This is a genomic window from Streptomyces sp. SM11 (genome assembly GCF_002910905.1).
In the GTDB taxonomy this organism is placed as follows: Bacteria; Actinomycetota; Actinomycetes; order Streptomycetales; family Streptomycetaceae; genus Streptomyces.
In genome coordinates this window covers 1-18616 of the sequence record NZ_NEUE01000031.1, presented here as the reverse complement: position 1 = coordinate 18616, position 18616 = coordinate 1, and the positions used below count along the sequence as shown (strand labels likewise).

The 18616-nt window shown below is 72.5% G+C and carries 12 protein-coding genes and 4 pseudogenes; 3 read left to right on the top strand and 13 right to left on the bottom strand.

All coding sequences use genetic code 11. The annotated features are described in order from the left end of the window. Window positions 1-688: pseudogene (locus B9S58_RS02155) on the top strand (LiaF domain-containing protein); the annotation flags it as partial. Next, window positions 675-938: a hypothetical protein gene (locus B9S58_RS37745; protein ID WP_181009151.1), complete on the top strand. Its 264-nt coding sequence runs from the start codon at window positions 675-677 to the stop codon at window positions 936-938. The pseudogene B9S58_RS02155 and the gene B9S58_RS37745, both read left to right, overlap by 14 nt. A 201-nt stretch (window positions 939-1139) precedes the next feature. Here B9S58_RS37745 and B9S58_RS37740 read toward each other — a convergent pair whose 3' ends face one another. From B9S58_RS37740 to guaA, 7 genes and pseudogenes are all read right to left on the bottom strand, one after another. Then, window positions 1140-1310, bottom strand: a complete 171-nt coding sequence (locus B9S58_RS37740) for a hypothetical protein (protein WP_181009150.1) — start codon at window positions 1308-1310, stop codon at window positions 1140-1142. 539 nt (window positions 1311-1849) lie between these two features. Then, window positions 1850-2380 (bottom strand): DoxX family protein, encoded by a 531-nt coding sequence (locus B9S58_RS02150; RefSeq protein WP_103530455.1) that lies wholly within the window; start codon window positions 2378-2380, stop codon window positions 1850-1852. Window positions 2381-2498: 118 nt separating this feature from the next. After that, window positions 2499-3767, bottom strand: coding sequence for a hypothetical protein (locus B9S58_RS02145; protein ID WP_103530453.1), 1269 nt, complete (start codon window positions 3765-3767; stop codon window positions 2499-2501). 113 nt (window positions 3768-3880) lie between these two features. After that, on the bottom strand, window positions 3881-4669 hold the full coding sequence (locus tag B9S58_RS02140; RefSeq protein ID WP_103530452.1) for a class II aldolase/adducin family protein: 789 nt from the start codon (window positions 4667-4669) through the stop codon (window positions 3881-3883). A gap of 92 nt (window positions 4670-4761) precedes the next feature. After that, window positions 4762-5508: pseudogene (locus B9S58_RS02135) on the bottom strand (SAM-dependent methyltransferase). Window positions 5509-5551: 43 nt separating this feature from the next. Next, on the bottom strand, window positions 5552-6166 hold the full coding sequence (locus B9S58_RS02130) for a Uma2 family endonuclease (protein WP_103530454.1): 615 nt from the start codon (window positions 6164-6166) through the stop codon (window positions 5552-5554). Between the two features lie 128 nt (window positions 6167-6294). Then, window positions 6295-7881, bottom strand: coding sequence for a glutamine-hydrolyzing GMP synthase (gene guaA / locus B9S58_RS02125; protein WP_103530451.1), 1587 nt, complete (start codon window positions 7879-7881; stop codon window positions 6295-6297). Between the two features lie 355 nt (window positions 7882-8236). Between guaA and B9S58_RS02120 the strand changes: the two genes are divergently transcribed. Continuing rightward, complete coding sequence (locus B9S58_RS02120; protein WP_103530450.1) at window positions 8237-8542, top strand: chorismate mutase; 306 nt, start codon at window positions 8237-8239, stop codon at window positions 8540-8542. Window positions 8543-8888: 346 nt separating this feature from the next. Here B9S58_RS02120 and B9S58_RS02115 read toward each other — a convergent pair whose 3' ends face one another. The 6 genes and pseudogenes from B9S58_RS02115 to B9S58_RS02090 form a co-directional block, all read right to left on the bottom strand. After that, entirely contained in the window at window positions 8889-10646 is a 1758-nt protein-coding gene (locus B9S58_RS02115) for a peptidase (RefSeq protein WP_103530449.1), read from the bottom strand. Window positions 10647-10775: 129 nt separating this feature from the next. After that, a complete protein-coding gene (locus tag B9S58_RS02110; RefSeq protein ID WP_103530448.1) occupies window positions 10776-12647 on the bottom strand; it encodes a GMC family oxidoreductase N-terminal domain-containing protein in 1872 nt (623 codons plus the stop codon). Between the two features lie 61 nt (window positions 12648-12708). Next, window positions 12709-14325 (bottom strand): succinic semialdehyde dehydrogenase, encoded by a 1617-nt coding sequence (locus B9S58_RS02105; RefSeq protein ID WP_103530447.1) that lies wholly within the window; start codon window positions 14323-14325, stop codon window positions 12709-12711. A gap of 194 nt (window positions 14326-14519) precedes the next feature. Beyond that, window positions 14520-14762 (bottom strand): annotated as a pseudogene (locus B9S58_RS02100) (protein kinase); the annotation flags it as partial. A 102-nt stretch (window positions 14763-14864) separates the two neighbouring features. Further along, entirely contained in the window at window positions 14865-16580 is a 1716-nt protein-coding gene (locus tag B9S58_RS02095; RefSeq protein WP_103530446.1) for a serine/threonine-protein kinase, read from the bottom strand. 170 nt (window positions 16581-16750) lie between these two features. After that, window positions 16751-18616: pseudogene (locus tag B9S58_RS02090) on the bottom strand (serine/threonine protein kinase); the annotation flags it as partial.

Below are 18616 nucleotides of genomic sequence, written 5' to 3'. Positions count from 1 at the left end.
GCGGCCCAGCCCGGACGCCCCGTTCCGGACGCCGCAGCCGTCGCCCGCTCCGCGCGGCCCGCGCTCCATCGGCGGCCTGGTCTTCCTGACGGCGCTGGTGGCGGGCGGTGTGGGCACCGGGCTGAGCTGGGAGCAGCAGCCGCTGGGGACCGCCCTCCAGATCGGTCTGGTCGCCGCCCTCACGGTGTTCGGGCTCGGTCTGCTGATCGCTTCGGTGCTGGGGCGGACCGGCTTCGGCACGGTCCTGATGGCGATGGTCACGGCGGGCCTGCTGGCGGGTGCGGCGGTGCTGCCGAAGGACATCGACACCTCGTGGGCCCGCCAGGAGTGGCGGCCCGCCTCGGTGGCCGCCGTCCAGCCGCACTACGAGCTGAGTACGGGCGATGCCCGGCTGGACCTGTCCGGGCTGAAGGTGCCCAAGGGCGAGACCGTGCGCACGGGGCTCGGAGTGGCGGCGGGGCGGGCGGCCGTCGTCGTGCCGAAGGACGTGACGGTGAAGGTGCGTGCCGAGGCGGGGCTCGGGGAGATCCGGCTGGAGGAGGGGCAGCGGGTCCAGGTGCGGATCAACAGCGACGAGGCGAGGCTGCGGACGCTGCCGCCGCCGGCGGGCACGAAGCCCGCCGGAACGATCGAACTGGACCTGGAAGTCGGCATCGGACAGGTGGAGGTCACCCGTGCTTCGTCATGAATTCCGGCCCGGCCGCGCGGTGGCGGGCCTGGCGATGCTGGGCCTGGCCGGCGGGTACGCGGCCGACGCGGCCGGGGCCTGGGAGGTCCCGTGGACGTTCTTCCTGCCGTTGTTCCTCGGCGGGCTGTGGCTGGCCGCGACGGTGACCTGGGCGGCCTACCTGGTCCGGCGGCGGCGCGAGGCGAGGAAGGCGTCGGCGGAGAACACGGTGGCGCCCGCGAGCACCGGCGGCAGTCACGCCATCGGGTAGTGCGGATCACTCGCGTACTGCTGTCGTGTGCGTCCCGGCCCGATCCGGCCGTGGCCGCGGCGGTACCGGCGCGTGTCCTCGCGGTTCGTGGCCCTGCGGGTCCGGCCCGGCGGACGCGAGGTCCGCAGGACCACGGCCGGCACCGAACGTCCGGTCCGCCGACTGCTGACCGAATGGGCAGCGGCTGAACGCGCACCGGCATCAGTCACCGTTCAGCTCCGGACCGGAAGCCTGCCGGCGACGGGACGTCCGGCGCGCGACGGCGTTGGGCACGCTCAGTAGCGCCAGGCACAGCAGTACGGTCGCCGTACGAGCCCCGAGCTGCGCGTCGGGCACCGCCTGTACGTGTGCCGCCGAGAGGAGCGCCGCCATGAGTAGCGCCCGTCCGACGGTGCGCCGGTCGAAGACCGTGCGGTGCCGAAGGCTTTCCGCTCGAGCCGGATCCTTCTGTGCCGTACCGGGGAAGAGCCGCAGCCGGAGCCACCCCAGCCAGCCACGCCACCCGGCCGTCCCGGTCGCGGTCCTGGCCAGCCACAGGTAGGCCAGTGCCGTCTTCTGACGATCCCGGTCCCCTGTGGACCGGAAGCGAACGGTGGCGCGGGCGTATGCGACGACTCTTTCGTGCGGGCGGCAGACCGCTCATCGCCGGGGTGATCTCGCGCGGGAGACGCAGGACGACGTTGTCGCCGAGAATCACCGGGGAGAAGAAGGTGCCGCCCCGGATCTCGAAGTGCGCGCCGGTACTTCGCCCGACCGCGGGGTCGATGCCGTCAGGCCGCTGTGTCACCGTACGGAACCTCCTGCGGCAGCCGGGTCCATCAAGGCTTCCGACATGTTCTCACCCCTTGTTGTGCCGGTGTCGGCTCACTCGGTACTCGTCCCTGCCGGCTCGCTTCCAGGACTCCGGGGCTCTACCGTCGCCAGGACCCCGTCCGACCCTGTCCACGCCGTCGGCCCCCGATCAGGGCGTCCAGTGACCAGTAAGGCGCGCCGGCCAGCACGAGCGGCACCCAGCAGAACATGTACGGCAAATCGTTGCCGTAGTAGTACGGGGTGGCCTGCCAGCTCACGGTCAGCCAGAGGCTCAGCGAGATCAGCGCGCCCCCGAGCGCCGCGAGCCGGGCCCAGAGGCCGACGAGGGTGCCGAGGCCGACGAGGAGTTCGCCGATCGCGATGGCGTGACCGAATCCCTCGGGGCTCTTGAGCGCCAGGTCGACGAGGGCGGGGACCGCGGAGGAGTCGCGTACCCCGCGCATCATCTCGCCGATGGACCCGGTGCCCGTCGCGGACAGGAACGCGCTGTCCGTGAGCTTGTCGAGGCCCGCGTAGACGAACGTGACGCCGAGGAAGATCCGCAGTGGCAGCAGGGCGTACATGCCCGCCCACTCCCTCAGCGTCCTGTGCTCACCCAGACCGTACGAACCGCCGCCGTAACCGTTCATCACCACTGCCCCGCTTCCCGAAGACCCGTCACCTCGACCATACGTACGCCTCCGGCACCCTGCTCACCAGGGCTGGGACGTGATCGGCGGCAGAAATTCGCTCGGGTTCCGGTGCCGGTCAGTCCGTGACGTCGATCGGGCAGCGGTTGGTCTCCACCCCGGCGGCGGTGACGACCTGGACGTCCACGGTCCCCGGCTCCACCTCGACCGGGACAGGCACGGTGAGAACGGTGTCGGTCGGGTTGGCGAAGCCCCCGGCGACCGGGATTAGGGGGACGTGGACATGGACCGTGCCGATCCGTACGACGAGCCGGGCCAGCCGGTCGGGGCTGCCCGCGCCGGGCGGTACGAAGCCCGCACCCCGGATCTCGATGTCGTCGCCGGTCCGGATCGGGGCATCCAGGTCCCCGGCCTCCCGGGCGCGCACCACGGACGACACCACCGGGCGGCCGCCCTCCGCGTACTTCCCGGCGAAGTAGGTCGCCGCCGAGACCGCCACCAGCAGCGCGAGCCCCCACGGCAGGTCGGGCAGCTGCTCGGGGCGGCGGGCCAGGCGGACCGCCGCGAACAGTACGGCGACGGCGCTGACCAGCACGTACTGCACATCGGTGAAGGAGCCGCGCCCCGAGTCGTCGGTGAGCAGATCGGCTGCGCGCGGCCGGTCCGCGCGCAGCTTCTGGAGCCGCTGGCCCAGCACCCGTACGGTCACCACGCGGCGCACGACGACGGCGACCGCGCACACCAGCGCCAGCACGGCCACGACCCCGGCGGAGCGCACGAGGTCGAGCCCTTCGATCAGCGCGTCCCGGTCGTCCGAGTCGGAGGCTCCGGCCAGTTGCAGCGCGAGGACGAGGACGGCGAAGACGGCGAGGAGCACCCAGCCGGCGGCGACCGTCCGGGAGGTGGAGAGCCGGTTGTCCTCCCCGATCAGCGGGGCGAGGAGACCGCCCCGGGCGCGGTGGAGCCGGGCGGCGGCGGTGAGCAGCCCGGCCGTGAGGAGGGCGGCGATCAGCCCGGCGGTACGGGCGGTGGACCAGCCGGCCCCGATCGCGGTGAGACTCGCGCCGACGAGCAGCGCCCCGGCCGCACCCCAGACGGCGAACAGCGTGCCTCGCCAGACCTGGTGGAGCCAGGCGTCACCGGCCTCCCGGGCCCGTTCCGCGACGGTGCGGGCGGACCCGGTCAGTTCGTCGGAGACCCACTGCCGGGAAGCGGACGGGGACTGGGCGACCCCGGCGGGCAGCCCGTTGCCGGCCGCCAGTTCGTCGCGTTTGGCCAGGAACGCGGCGACCGCGTCCCGGTGTCCGCGACGGGCTCCGTGCGGGCAGTCGCCGCAGGTACAGCCGCCCCCGTGCGTGCCGCTCGTCCTGGTTTCGTCCAACGCCACGGAGGATTACACCCTTTCCCACCCCGGTACAGCCAACTCACTTGCGATATCAGCGAATTGTGCCGTACTGGGCGACCGGCCCACGCATCGGGGCGGACCGGGGGCGGCTGTCGTCAGAACGTTCGAGCGATCCGCTGCCACAGCGGCTGGTAGTTGATCCAGGCCACCAGGTCGCCGCCGAGGTGATCGCGGGTGGTGACGGCGTCCCGGTGCGAGATGAGCACGGGCTTCCCCGCGGCCCGCGCCAGCAGCTGCACCTGGCAGGCGCGCTCCATCGTGAGGAACCACCAGGCCGCCGCGTCCACCGAGCCGCCGACGGTCAGCAGCCCGTGGTTGCGCAGGATCACCGCCTTGTGCGGCCCGAGCGCGGCGGCGATCCGCCGGCCCTCCTCCTCGTCCACGACGACCCCGGAGTAGGTGTCGTAGAGCGCGTGGTCCTCGTAGAAGGCACAGGATTCCTGGGTGATCGGCTCGATCGGCTCCCCGAGCGCGGCGAGCGCCCGCCCGTGCACGGAGTGGGTGTGGGCGACGGCCACGGTGTCCGGCCGGGCCCGGTGCACCGCCGCGTGCACGGCGAACGCGGCCTGGTTGACGTGGGAGCGGCCCCGGACGACCCGGCCGTCGCCGTTGACGAGGATCAGGTCCTGCGGGGCGATGTCGGCGAACGGCGCGCCGAACGGGTTGACCCAGAAGCAGTCCGCCAGCTCGGGGTCGCGGGCGCTGATGTGTCCGGATACCCCGTCCTCGTACCCGAGCTGCCCGAACAGCCGCAGCGCGCCCGCCAGCCGCTCCGTGCGGTACGCGCGTTCCTCGTCCGGCGAGGCGTGCACGGGCGGCATCGCGAACCGGAGCTGGTCGACGGGGATCGGGGCGGGGGCGGGCACGGCGGCCGGCTCGGACATGGCGGCTCCTCGGGTTCCCAGGGCGTACGGGACCGGAAGCTACCGCCGGGTGGGTCAAGTGACCAGAGGCGGGACGTCCCCCCGGGCGCAGGTCAGGTGCTGAGCACCAGATAGGCGAGGGTGAGATACGAGCGGTAGCCGCCGTAGTAGCCGGTGCGGCGGGCGTCGACCTCGGACATCACCTCGGCGTGCAGCGGATGGTCCGGGTGCTGAAGCGCCCAGCGCTGCCCGCGTCCGATCGGCCCCTCCGACTCGAAGAGGTCCCATTCGCGCTCGTCGGCGACGGTGACCTGGAACGCGCGCAGCCCGACGGACTCCGCCAGCCGGATCAGCTCCAGCAGCGAGCCGAAGTCCCCGGGCCCGGGCCCGACGCCCTCCAGCGCGGCCGGGGTCGGTTCCTTCAGCCAGATCCCCTCGCCGAACAGGACCCGCCCGCCGGGGCGCACGGTGGCGGCGAGGGCGGTGAGCGCTTCGGAGGTGGTGCCGGGCCAGGCGTGCGAGGAGCCGATGGAGACGGCGAGGTCGTAGCCGCCCTCGGCCCATGCGGCGGCGGGCACCTCGTGGAACCGCACCCGGTCGGCGAGCCCCCGCTCCCCGGCGAGCCTCCGCCCGCGCCACGGCGGCCGGATCGGTCTCGACGCCGTCCCCGGTGGCCCCGGGCGCGGATTCCACGAGCCGCATCAGCAGCTCGCCCCAGCCGGAGCCGAGATCGACGATCCGGGAGCGGGGTCGCAGGCGGCGATCAGCCGGGCCGCGTGTTCCTCGGAGAGCGGGGTGTTCCAGGTGAGGCGGTCGTTACCGGCGGCGGACACGATGGCGCGGACTTCTTCGGCGGACATGGTGGAGGAGCCTGGCAGGCGGAGTGGGGGCCGTGCCAGTGGATTACGGGCGGCCCCGCCGGTAGATCTCGCTGAGATCCACGTCGATCGAGAACGGAACGTCGAGGTTCATCTTCTTGCGGTGGATTCCGGTGGGCGTATACGTGTCCGTCGCCGGGTCGAGCTCGTAGACGTAGACGACGGGCAGGTCGTCGGCGCCCTGCTCGACCCGCCAGAAGTGCTTGACCCCGGCCTCGGCGTACTTGCGCGGCTTCACGCCCCGGTCACGGTCCTCGGAGTCGGGTGACACGACCTCGACGGCCAGGACGACGTCCTCCGGCGCGTACCAGGTCTGGTCGGCACCGGTGTCCGCCTCGGCCCGATAGACCAGCAGGTCGGGCTCCGGACGGTTTCTGCGGTCCAGCCTGATGGTCATTTCCCGGTCGACGTCAAGATCCGCGGGGACGTGCGCGAGAAGCGCAGTTTCCAGCAACCACATGGCTCGCGTGTGGAACTTCCGCTGCGGACTCATGAAGACGAGACTCGCGTCGATCAGCTCGGTGTGGGGCGGGAGGCCCGGAATCCGGTCGAGGTCGTCCGCCGTCCAGCCGCCCTCCGGCGGAACGGGCCACCGGTACGGCTGCTGCTGCTCAAGCCTGGGCTCGGGTGCGGCGCTCATCATTACTCCCATACGCCGAAGTCTCGTCTCTTCACTCAGCGTACCCAGCCGATACGACAATGCCGCCGCCCAAACGAATGAGCGACGGCATCGGCGTTGACCTCAAGGGACCCGAGGACCCCGGGAGGTCACTCCCACTCGATGGTCCCCGGCGGCTTGCTCGTCACGTCGAGGACGACCCGGTTGACGTCGGCGACCTCGTTGGTGATGCGGGTGGAGATCTTCGCCAGCGTCTCGTACGGCAGGCGCGACCAGTCGGCCGTCATGGCGTCCTCGGAGGAGACCGGGCGCAGCACGATCGGGTGGCCGTAGGTACGGCCGTCGCCCTGGACGCCGACCGAGCGGACGTCGGCGAGGAGGACCACCGGGCACTGCCAGATGTCGCGGTCCAGGCCGGCCGCCGTCAGCTCCTCGCGGGCGATGGCGTCGGCCTCGCGGAGCAGGTCCAGGCGGTCCTTGGTGACCTCGCCGACGATGCGGATGCCGAGGCCGGGGCCGGGGAACGGCTGGCGCTGGACGATCTCCTCGGGGAGGCCCAGCTCCTGGCCGACCATGCGGACCTCGTCCTTGAACAGCTGGCGCAGCGGCTCGACGAGCTGGAACTCGATGTCGTCGGGGAGACCGCCGACGTTGTGGTGGGACTTGATGTTGGCGGTGCCGGTGCCGCCGCCGGACTCGACGACGTCCGGGTAGAGCGTGCCCTGGACGAGGAAGGCGACCTCGGGTCCGTCCTCCTGGAGGATCTCCAGCTGGGCCTGCTCGAAGACGCGGATGAACTCGCGGCCGATGATCTTCCGCTTCTGCTCGGGGTCGGAGACCCCGGCCAGCGCGTCGAGGAAGCGCTTCTCGGCGTCGACCACCTTCAGCTTCGCGCCGGTCGCGGCGACGAAGTCCTTCTCGACCTGCTCGGTCTCGCCCTTGCGCATCAGCCCGTGGTCGACGTAGACGCAGGTCAGCTGGGAGCCGATGGCCTTCTGGACGAGGGCCGCGGCGACCGCGGAGTCCACGCCGCCGGAGAGGCCGCAGATGGCGCGCTTGGTGCCGACCTGCTCGCGGATGAGGGCGACCTGCTCCTCGACCACGTTGGTGGTGGTCCAGTTCGGCTCGATGCCCGCGCCGCGGTAGAGGAAGTGCTCCAGGACCTGCTGGCCGTGGGTCGAGTGCATGACCTCCGGGTGGTACTGGACCCCGTAGAGCTTCTTCTCGTCGTTCTCGAAGGCGGCGACCGGCACGACGTCGGTGGACGCGGTGACGGTGAAGCCCTCGGGCGCCGCCGAGCAGGCGTCGCCGTGCGACATCCACACCGGCTGCTCGGTGGGCGTGCCCTCGAAGAGCGTCGATCCCGCCTTGGTGACGTGCAGCGGGGTACGGCCGTACTCACGGGCCCCGTTGTCGTCGACCGTGCCGCCGAGCGTGGTGGCCATCAGCTGGAAGCCGTAGCACATGCCGAAGACGGGGACCCCGGCCTCGAAGAGCGCGCGGTCCAGGGACGGCGCATCCTCCGCGTACACCGACGAGGGGCCGCCGGACAGGATGATCGCGCGCGGGTTCTTCGCCAGCATCTCCGCCACCGGCATGGTGCACGGGACGATCTCGCTGTAGACCCGGGCCTCACGGACACGGCGGGCGATGAGCTGGGCGTACTGCGCGCCGAAGTCGACAACGAGGACCACGTCGGCCGTGGCGTCAGGGGCGGCGGGGGGTGCTGCTGGCACGGGGGCGGCCTTCCGGCGGTGGTGAAGGGGGTCGGTTCTTCCGATTCTACCGGCCGGGCGCGAACCCTCCGCCGGGCCGGGGGCCGGGGCCGGCGCCTCATGATCGGTGCGCGTCGCGTCTCAGGATCCGGGCCCCGTTTTGTGGGGGCCGCCGGGCCGGGGCCATACTGTCCGCATGCGTCAGCACACGATCTTCGTCTTTACCTATGGCATCCGGCCCGTCGGCTGCCATGGTCGTGCTGCTTGAGCTACTGACAAGCAACGTTCCAGGCGCCCCGGGCCATCAGGCCCGGGGCGCCTCGTGTGTCCGGGCCCGTTGCCCCGGGGGGCCGCCACCCCACCAGGAGTCACCACCATGAGCAGCGACGCCGCTACCACCGTCACCCCCGCCGAGCGGACCGGCGCCCGCACCGACGAGGCCGCCGCCCTGATCGGCGGCGCCCGGGAGCGCATCGATGCCCTCGACGACCGGATCATCGGCCTCGTCCAGGAACGGATGGCCGTCTCGGCGGTGATCCAGGAGGTCCGGATCACCTCGGGCGGCCGCCGGGTCAGCCTCTCCCGGGAGACGGCCGTGCTCGGTCACTACAGGGACGCGCTGGGCAAGCCGGGCACCGCGCTGGCGATGACGCTCCTGGAGCTGTGCCGCGGCCGGGTGTGAGACCTGGTGCGCGGCCTGCGGACGGAACGGTTCTCCGCCTGCGGCACACCGGCCGTATATGCGTTCGGCCCCCGCCTCACCCGTACGGCGCGTGACCGGGAGCGCGCTGCCTTCGTTGATCCTGATGTCCGTGCCAGCCAGGGGCGGCATCGGCAGGAAACCACGCGTGGCTCCGCCGGGAAGTGTGACGTACCGCAGGTACGTCGTGGGACCACGACCTGGCGTATGTGACCGGTCCGCAGGGGACAGCAGCCCGGTCACCCCATATGCGGCCGATCCCGGGGACGCCCGGGTCGGCCGCATCGGAACGTTCCGGGCGGAGGCCCTGTTCCCCCTCCGCCGTCGGTCAGACCCGCGGCGCGGCGGCCCGCCGCCGTGCCGCCGTGAACAGCAGCAGGCCCGCCGCCAGCGCCGCGGCCGCCGTGCCCGAGGCGATCAGGGCGATCGATCCCGTCGAGGCGAGGCCGCCCCCGCCACCGGAGCCCCCGGTCGTACCCGCCGAGCCTCCGCCGGACGTGCTGGACGCCGAGGATCCGGAGGTGCCGGACGGGCTCTCCTCCGGGACCGGGGTCGGCGAGGTGGACGGTTCGCCGGAGCCGCCGTCGGAGCCGCCCGTCGTGCCGCCGGAGTCGGCGCCTTCGCCCTCACCGTTCAGGACCAGGAACGCGGTGTTGTTGGCGGGCTTCGGGTCGAACGGCAGCGCCGGATTCTGCAGCCAGGTGTTGCGGACGGTCACCTCGCCGCTCGCGCCGATCAGGGCCTTGTCGATCCGCAGCTCGAAGGGCAGGTCGAGGCCCGCGCCGTCCCGCACGGTCATCGAGGTGTCGCAGACGTAACGCGGCGCGGGGCTCTTCTGGTCCTCGCGGTACTTCCCTTCGGCGGTCACCGCACGGCAGCGGTCGGGCTTCGCGGTGACCGACGCGCCCTGCGGGACGGTGAAGTCGACGGTGGCGACCTCCTCGCCGGAGCGGATGTAGCCGATCCAGGCGGGGCCCTCGTTGCGGAAGCCGATGTCGGCCTTCACCGTGGTCCCGGCGGCTCCGGATGCCTCGTCGCCGTACGCCACGAAGTCGGCCGTGTTCTTCGTACGGAAGTCGGCCTCCTGCTGGTTGTCGGTCGGATCCAGGTCCGCGCCCCTGGCCACCGCGCTCTTCTTCTTCACCGGAACCGCCTTCAGCACCGAGCCGTCACCGCGCTCGAAGGTGGCGCCCGCGCGCTGGGCGGCGCGCTGGGCGGCGCCGTCCTCGTGGACGCGGTAGACGAAGGTGTCGTAGAAGGCGCGGGTGGTGGCCTCGATGGTCAGCGGGGTCGCCAGGGTGTACGTCTCGCCCGCCTCGAAGGAGCCCTCGACCGAGCAGAGGGCCGTCGTGAAGCCGATGCCCGGGACGTCCGGGTCGGCCACGGTGTACTCGCAGTTGGTGTAGCGCTGCGGAATGTCGAGACCGCGGGAGTACAGGAGGGTGAGCAGGACGCCGTCGGCGTCCCGGCTGCCCCGGTTCATGAAGGTGATCGGAGCCTGCTGCTTGTCGCCCGGGTTCAGCTCCTGGTCGAAGGGGAGCTGCTCCATGACCAGGTCGGGGCCGCCGACCGTGAGCCGGGTGGTGAACGGGGTGAAGGTCACGCCCTCCGCCTCGCCGGTCACCTTGATCGTGCCTGTTTCCCCGTCCTCGCTGCCCTCGGCGGCAGTGACCAGGAGATCGGCGACATCCTGGCGGCCGGGCCAGATGCCCCAGTCCTCGCAGACCGCCTTCGTGCCGGTGATCTCGCAGTCCGCGCTGCCCGACTCGCCGTCGAACGCCACGTCGGCGACACCGTCGATGCCGCTGAGGTCGAAGGTGAGGGTGAACTGGCCTCCGTATCCGCCGTCCTCGTCATCCTGGGACGGGTTGTTGACGGAGATCCCGACCGTGGAGTGCTGCGGCTCGCCGCTCTCCGGGTACGGGTGCAGTGCGGTCTCGGCAGGGCCGCCGAGGGTGAACACCGCAGCGTCGGCGGCGCTCGCCGGAGCGGCCGCCCCGGCGAGCGAGGCCGCGGCCAGCAGGCCCGCGGCGGTGAGAGAACCCGCTGCGCGGCGCAGCGCGGTTCTCGGGGAGATGTGTGTCATCGGGGACCTCTGGGACTCGGCAGAAGCTGTATGACTGCTGTGAGGCAGTACCGGTTCGACCGCGCAGCTCCCCGAACAGTTGCCCTCCCGATGATCACGGATTGGGCACGGGTGTGTTCCCCACGCCCTTCACGTGCCCTGCACGTCCGCGCCGGCCTCCGCCGTCCCCTTCGGCGGCACCACGGGGACGCCCAGGAACGGCAGCTTCAGCGCGCCGAACGCCTCCTTCGGCACGGCGGGCGCGAGCGGCTCGACGGGGGTGAGCCGCTCGTAGGCCGCGTCCTGCTCCGGGCGCGGGTCCGCCTCGCCCTTGTTGGGCCAGAAGGACATCGCCCGCTCGGCCTGTGCGGTGATGGTCAGCGAGGGGTTGACACCGAGGTTGGCGGAGACCGCGGAGCCGTCGACGACGCTGATGCCGGGGTGGCCGTAGAGGCGGTGGTACGGGTCGATGACGCCTTCCTCCGCGCTCACGCCGATCGGGCAGCCGCCGAGGAAGTGGGCGGTGAGGGGGGTGCCCATCAGCTCGCCGACGTTGGACCCGGCGAAGCCGTTGATCTCCTCGGCGAGGAGGCTGGCACTGCGGGTGGCCTCCGGGATCTGGGTCGGGTTGGGCGCGCCGTGGCCCTGGCGGGCGGTGAGCAGGCCCTTGCCGATGCCGCCCGGTTTGCGGAAGGTGGTGAGGGAGTTGTCCAGCGACTGCATGACCAGGCCGATGATGGTGCGCTCGGACCAATGGTGGTTGGAGAGCGAACGGGCGGCGAGGGCGGGGTGCTTGACCATGGAGGTGAGCCAGCCTCGCACCCGGTGGGCCCCGTAGGGGACCTGGAGTATCGACATCGCGCCCATGGCGTTGGAGCCCTTGCCGTAGCGGACGGGCTCGATATGGGTGTTGTCGTCCGGGTGGATCGAGGAGGTGATCGCGACGCCCTGCGAGAAGTCGGCCTTCGCGATGCCGTGCTTCTTGCGGTAGCGGCGGTCGCTGGTCTGGGAGCCCACCAGCGCCTCGGAGTTGGTACGGGTCAGCTCGCCGAGCCTCGCAGAGAGCCGGGGCAGCAGCCCCCGGTCCTTCATCGTGTGCAGCAGCGTCTGGGTGCCGTACGTGCCCGCCGCGACGACGACCTTGCGGGCGCGCAGCTTCGTGGGCTTCGCCTTGCGGCGGCGGTCGGTGGGGACGGTGAGGACCCGGTAGCCGCCCTCGGGGTCGTCGGTGATCCCGACGACGGAGGTCATCGGGTGGATGACCGCTCCGGCCTTCTCGGCGAGGTGGAGGTAGTTCTCGTTGAGGGTGTTCTTCGCGCCGTGGCGGCAGCCCGTCATGCACTCGCCGCACTCGGTGCAGGCCTTGCGGGCGGGGCCCGCGCCACCGAAGTACGGGTCGGGGACGGTGCCGCCGGGTTTCGTCCTCGCGGTGCCGTCGGCGTCCTTGCCGTCGCCGAAGAAGACGCCGACCGGGGCCAGATGGAAGGTGTCGCCGACGCCCATGGCCTCGGCGGCGGACTTGAGGTGGATGTCGGAGGGGGTCATCGTCGGGTTGAGGCGGACGCCGAGCATGCGGCGGGCCTGGTCGTAGTACGGCTTGAGCTCGTCCTGCCAGTCGGTGATCGAGGCCCACTGACGGTCCTCGAAGAACGGGGCGGGCGGCACGTACAGCGTATTGGCGTAGTTGAGCGAGCCGCCGCCGACCCCGGCCCCGGCGAGCACCATGACGTTGCCGAGGAGGTGGACGCGCTGGATGCCGAAGAGGCCGAGGGCGGGGGCCCACAGGTAGTTCTTCAGATCCCAGGAGGTCTTGGGGAGTGTGCCGGGCGTGAAGCGGCGGCCCGCTTCCAGGATGCCGACGCGGTAGCCCTTCTCGGTGAGCCGGAGTGCCGACACCGCGCCCCCGAAGCCCGAGCCGACGACCAGGACGTCGTAGTCGTACGTGGCGTCGTCCTCGGCCGGCACAGGGCTCGCCGGCGCAGGGCTCACGGCCTGTTTCTGGGCAGGGCTGTCCTGGGGCATGGCACTCCTCGGAACGGAATCGGTACGAAAAGGACGGAAGGCGCTACGGCCTCCGGGGCGCTCAGCGCAGCCGGAACGCCTTCATCGCCTTGAGGCTGCGGGTCATGAACGCGGCGTACTTCTCGTCGTCCATCCCGAAGGCGGGCGCGAGCGGGATCAGCCGCTGCTGGGCGACGGTCTGGGCCTCGGTGTACTTGAGGATGCCCTCGGAGCCGTGCCGCCGGCCGAGACCGGACTCCTTCATGCCGCCCATCGGGGACTGGACGCTGCCGTAGGCGGGGGCGTACCCCTCGTTGATGTTGACGGTGCCGCTGCGCAGCCGGGCGGCGACCTGGTGGCCTCGCCGGGAGTCGGTGGTCCAGACGCTGGAGTTGAGGCCGTACGGGGTGGCGTTGGCGAGCGCGATCACCTCGTCCTCGTCGCTGAAGCGGTAGAGGGAGACGACCGGGCCGAAGGTCTCCTCGGTGCAGACGGCCATCGGGTCCGCCACCCCGTCGAGGATGGTCGGCTCGTAGAACAGCGGGCCGATGTCGGGGCGGGCGACGCCGCCGGCGACGAGCTTCGCGCCCTTCTCGACTGCCTCGTCGACGTGCTGGGTGACGGTCTCCAGCTGGCGTTCACCGACGAGGGAGCCCATGTCGGCCCCGTACGCGAGGGCGTTGCCGAGCCGCATGGCCTTCGTCCGGGTGGCGAAGCGCTGAACGAAGTCGTCGGCGACGGACTCGTGGACGTACAGCCGCTCGATGGAGATGCAGAGCTGTCCGGCGGAGGAGAAGCAGGCGCGGACGGCGCCGGCGGCGGCCTTCTCGACGTCGGCGTCCTTCAGGACCAGCATGGCGTTCTTGCCGCCGAGTTCCAGGGAGACGCCGACCAGCCGGGACGCGGCGCCGACGGCGACCTCGCGGCCGGTGCGGGTGGAGCCGGTGAAGGAGACGTAGTCGGCACGGCCGACGACCTCGGGTCCGACGACGGGGCCCTCACCGAGGACGACCTGGAAGACCTCGGCGGGCAGTCCCGCCTCGATGAGCAGGTCGCGGGCCCACAGGGCGGTGAGCGCGGTCTCCGTGTCGGGCTTCATCACGACGGCGTTGCCGGAGACGAACGCGGGCAGGGCGTCGCCCACGGAGAGTTCGAGCGGGTAGTTCCAGGGGGCGATCTGGCCGACGACACCACGCGGCTGGCGCAGTTCGGTGACCTTGGTGAGGACCGGGACGACGCCGGTGTGGCGGCGGGGCTTGAGGTAGGAGGCGGCCTTGCGCCCGTAGTGACGGGCGGCGACGGCGACGGCCTGCACCTCCTCGTGGGCGTGCAGGCGGGCCTTGCCGGTCTCCAGCTGGATGAGGTCGAGGACCTCGGACTGGCGGCTCAGGACGAGGTCGTGGAAGCGCAGCAGGACGGCGGCCCGCTGCCGTACGGGGACGGCGGCCCAGACGGGCTGGGCGGCGCGGGCCCGGTCGAAGGCGGTGGCGACGTCCTCGGGGGTGGACTCGGGCAGGTCGGCCAGCTTCTCCCCGGTGAAGGGGGTGTGGTTGGCCGTACGGCCCGAACCGACGACGCCACGGGTCAGCTGGGCGATCACCTCGGGGGTGACCACGTCGGCGGCCGTGCGCACCCCGGCGGGGGCGACCGCCACGGGGTTCGTACCGAGAGGGGCATCAGGGGCCTGCGAGTCCGTCATGGGGCCGAGAGTATGTCCAGCCGGAGCCTTTGGGTACCCGTGGGTAACGGTTTTTCACAGGACCCGCCACCCCTGCCCCACACCCTCCTCGAACGAGCCAGTGATCGCTGGCGGCATAACCGCTGATCAGTGGCTATGCAGTCGACCGCCCGACGGCGGTCGGCGCACGACGCTCAGAAACCGTGAATTTCCCGCACGGCCCGGAGGGTGGCCGGGGTGTGCGAGCGGCGGTACGGGGACATCCCCTCGACCGCCGCGTACAGCACGACGCCCAACGACCACAGGTCCGACTCCGGTCCGGGGCGCTGTCCGAGGACCCGCTCCGGCGAGATGTACTCGGGCGAGCCGACGAACGCGCCGGTCTCGGTGAGCCGCTCCTCGCCCTCGACCGCCGCGATCCCGAAGTCGGTGAGGACGACCCGGTCGCCGGTGCCGAGTTCACGCGCCGGGCCGGGCACCACCCGGGGTGGTGCCCGGATGCGGAGCCATGACCGTTCGGCGACCCGGCCGGAGCATCGGGCGCTCGCCGGGCAGCACGCTCACCGCTGGGGTTTCGGGGCGCTCCAACTGCGCAGCATGATGTCGAACTTCTCGCGGCTGGCCTCCCAGCCCTGCTGCGGGGCGGTCAGATACAGCGCGTACTCGGGGCCACCGGAACCGCCGTAGTACATCTGGTCGATCCCGCGCCGGGGCCCCGGATGGTCCTTGGTCTCGTTCCAGGTGAACTCCCAGAGGGCTCCCGGCCGGTCACGGAAGGTCTTCTTCTCCATCCCGATCCGCTGGTAACCCGGCAGCCGCTCGGAGAGCTGCTCCTCCATGTTCTCCATGTGCAGATACGGATGGCCGAAGTCCGGGTCCGGGTCGATGCTGATGCGGATCCGGTGGGCCCCGCCGTCCGGCGTGTAGTCGATCTGGCCGTCCTCGTACTGCCGCGTCCAGTCCTTCGGCACGACCAGGCTGAATCCGGCCGGGTCGTCGACCCGGTGCCAGCCGTCGGGTGTGTCCGGTATCCCCTGCGCGGGGGCGGTGGGGCCCGGGGTGGTCGGCGTCGCGGACGGCGTACTGGCCCCGGCCGCACCGCCGCCCGGGGTGTCCGAGCCGTCCCCGTACTTCATCGCGAACAGCCCGGCCGCGCCCCCGAGGACGGCGGCGGCGACGACCGCGACGAGCACCGTGCGCCACCTGGATCCGCCTCGCCGGGTCACCGGGGCGGAGGCGGGGCCGGTGACGGGGGCCGTGACGTCCGGGCCGGGGGCGGGCTGCGGAGTCGTGGCGGGGACCGCTCCGGGCAGCCGGGCGGTGGCGCCGTCGGAGCCGTGGGAGCTGTCCGGGCCGCCGGGGCCGCTCGCGTCCCGGTAGGCGTACCGGGCGTCCTCGGGAAAGCGCTGGGTCGGCACATGCGCCTGGGCGGCACGGGGTTCGCGGCCCTCCACGGCGTCCAGCAGCATCTGCTCGGTCTCGGCGGCCGTGGGCCGGTCGGCCGGGTCCTTGCGGAGCAGCGCGGTGATCACGGCTCCGAGCGGACCGGCGTTGACCGGGGCGGGCGGCTCCTCGGTGACGACGGCCTGCATGGTGGAGATCGGGGACGTGCGACGGAACGGGGAGGTCCCCTCGACCGCCGTGTGCAGCGTCGCGCCCAGCGACCAGAGGTCGGAGGCCGGTCCCGGGTCGCCGCCGCGTACCCGTTCCGGGGCCAGGTAGTCGATGGAGCCGACCAGTTCGCCGGTCCGGGTGATGGTGGAGTCGCCCTCGATCGCGGCGATCCCGAAGTCGGTCAGGAGCACCTGCCCGTCGCGCGCCAGCAGGACGTTGCCGGGCTTGACGTCGCGGTGCAGCACCCCGGCCGCGTGCGCGGCGCGCAGGGCGCTCAGCACGTGCAGCCCGATGCGGGCCGCCTCGCGCGGGGCGACCTCGCCGCTCTCCTTGGCGGCGTCGGCGAGCGAGGGCCCGTCGACGTACTGCATGACGATCCAGGGCCGGTTGTCGTACTCGATCACGTCGTGGACGGTGACGACGCCGGGATGGGTGATGCGCGCGGCCGCCCGCGCCTCCTTCTGCGTCCTGGCGTGCAGGACGAGCCGGTCGGCCTCGGCGACGTACAGCCCGGCGGTCAACTCCTTGACGGCGACCGTGCGGTGCAGCACTTCGTCGTGGGCGCGCCAGACCTTGCCCATGCCGCCCCGGCCGAGGACGTCGCCCAGCCGGTAGCGCCCCGCCAGCACCAGTCCCACGTCCGTGCCCTGTGATCGATCCACGTGATGTCCCCGCCCCGTTCCTCGGCTTGCCAGGTTACGGAGGGGGAGCGGGAAGGCGGAACCGGGGATCGCCCACGAGACCGCACTGTGATGGTTGTCCACATCGCACAACGCCCCTTGCCCGGCGATCACGATGACGTGCGATCAGCCGGTGACCGGGGGACGGAGGGTCAGGCGTCGACCCGGTACGAGGCGATGGCCTGCTCGTAGATCTCGGTGACCTTGTCCCGGTCGTTCTCGGGCCCGATGACCTGGATGACGTGGTACCTGCCGTCCACGATCATGGCGAGATTGCGGACGAACACCTCGCGCCCACCGCTCTCCTGCCAGGTGAACTGCCCCTCGGCCATCGCCTGCCGGCCGACGTCGACCCGGCGCAGCCCGGACGAGGAAGACCAGCTGGAGTCCCGGAACGGCTGGAGCTCGGGTTCCTTGTCCCGCTGGTAGTCCAGCGGATCGCTGCCGCCCGCCTTCACCGTGTCCCGGCCGGGCACCACCAGCAGGGTGAACCCGTCGCTGCCGTAGCGGATCTGACGGTCGGCGTTGGCGGGGCTGCGCTGCCAGTCCTTCGGTACGCCGACCTCGAAGCCCTCCGCGTCCTTGCGGAGTGCGTAGCCGGGTGCGAGCGCGACGGCGGACCGGCTGGTCTGCGGCTTCTGGGACCCGGGGTCGGCGGACCCGTCCGGCGAGGCGGACGGCTCGGGCCCCCCGGAGGCGGCAGGCGGTGCGGCGGAGCCGGTGGGCGAGACCGGTGCTCCGCCGTCCTTGCCCGGATCCTGCTTCGGCAGGAACAGCACCGCGTACGCGACGGCGGCGGCCATCAGCAGCAGGATGAGGACGAGCAGCAGCCGGCCCAGACTGCGCGGGGATGACGATCCCTCGCCCCGGCGCGGCGGTTCCCGCAGCACCCGGGGGCCCTTGGGCGCACGCGGCGCACGGGCCGGGCGCTCTTCTTCCCAGGCCTCCACGGGCATGCGCGCGGACCGGTCGGGCGGCAGCAGCGAGTCCCGCTGTTCGCCGCCGCCATGTTGTTTCGGCGGCTGCCGGCGCTTCCCCTGGCGGTGTCTGCCGTGCGCGGCGCCGCCGCCGAAACGGCCCCGGCGCCGGCGGACCAGCTCGCCCCTGCGGCGTACGACGGGGAGCCGCCCGGCGTCGGACGCGGGCAGCGTCACGACGTCGGCGCCCGCCTCCGGCTCGGGCGCGGAGCGCACCAGCGAGCGCAGCCAGCCGCGCAGCTCCTCGAAGTCCGGCCGCTCCGTGGGGTCCTGGCGCAGCAACGACTCGACGACGGGCCGCAGCGGACCGCACTCCTCCGCGAAGGCGGGCGGCTCGCCGCACACCATCTGTACCAGCTCGGCCGCGTTCTCCTCGGGGTAGGGGGCGTGGCCCTGGACCGCGCGGTAGAGCAGTGCGCCGAGCGCCCACAGGTCGGTGGAGGGGCCGATCGGGGGCGCGAGCTGCCAGTTGTCGTGGACCGGGCCCGCCTGCTCCGGGGCCCAGCGCTCGGTGACGGCTCCGACGACGGTGATCCGCGCCTGGCGGGCGCGTTCGGCGGCGAGCGGGGTGACGGGGCCACGGTAGACGGCGGGTTCACCGCCGCCCACGACGGCGTCCTCCCAGACCCGGGAGGCGGCCCGCCCGTCCGGGGGCGGCGCGGTACGGGCGAGCTGCTTGGGCGCGGGGACCTGTGGGCCGGGCCGCCGGGAGTCGGCGCGCAGCGCGTCCTCGCCGGATCCGCCCGCGGAGACGGGCCTCCCCGCACCGGGCCCGTCGTCCCACGTCCCCGCGAGGTGGACGCGGCGGCCGGGCGGACGCGGACCCTCCTCGTCGTCCTCGTCGTCCTCGTCGTCGTAGGGGGCCTCGGCGGGGCTGCCCCATGAGGCGGTCGGCCGGGTGGGCACGGAGACGTCCGGGGCGGGTGCGCCGGGGGCCGGGCGCGGGAAGGGGAGGACGCCGGTGCCGGCCTCCGCGTCGGCGCCGGTGACACCCATGGCGCCCGGGCCCGGAGTGTCCGTTCCGGTTCCGGTTCCGGTGGC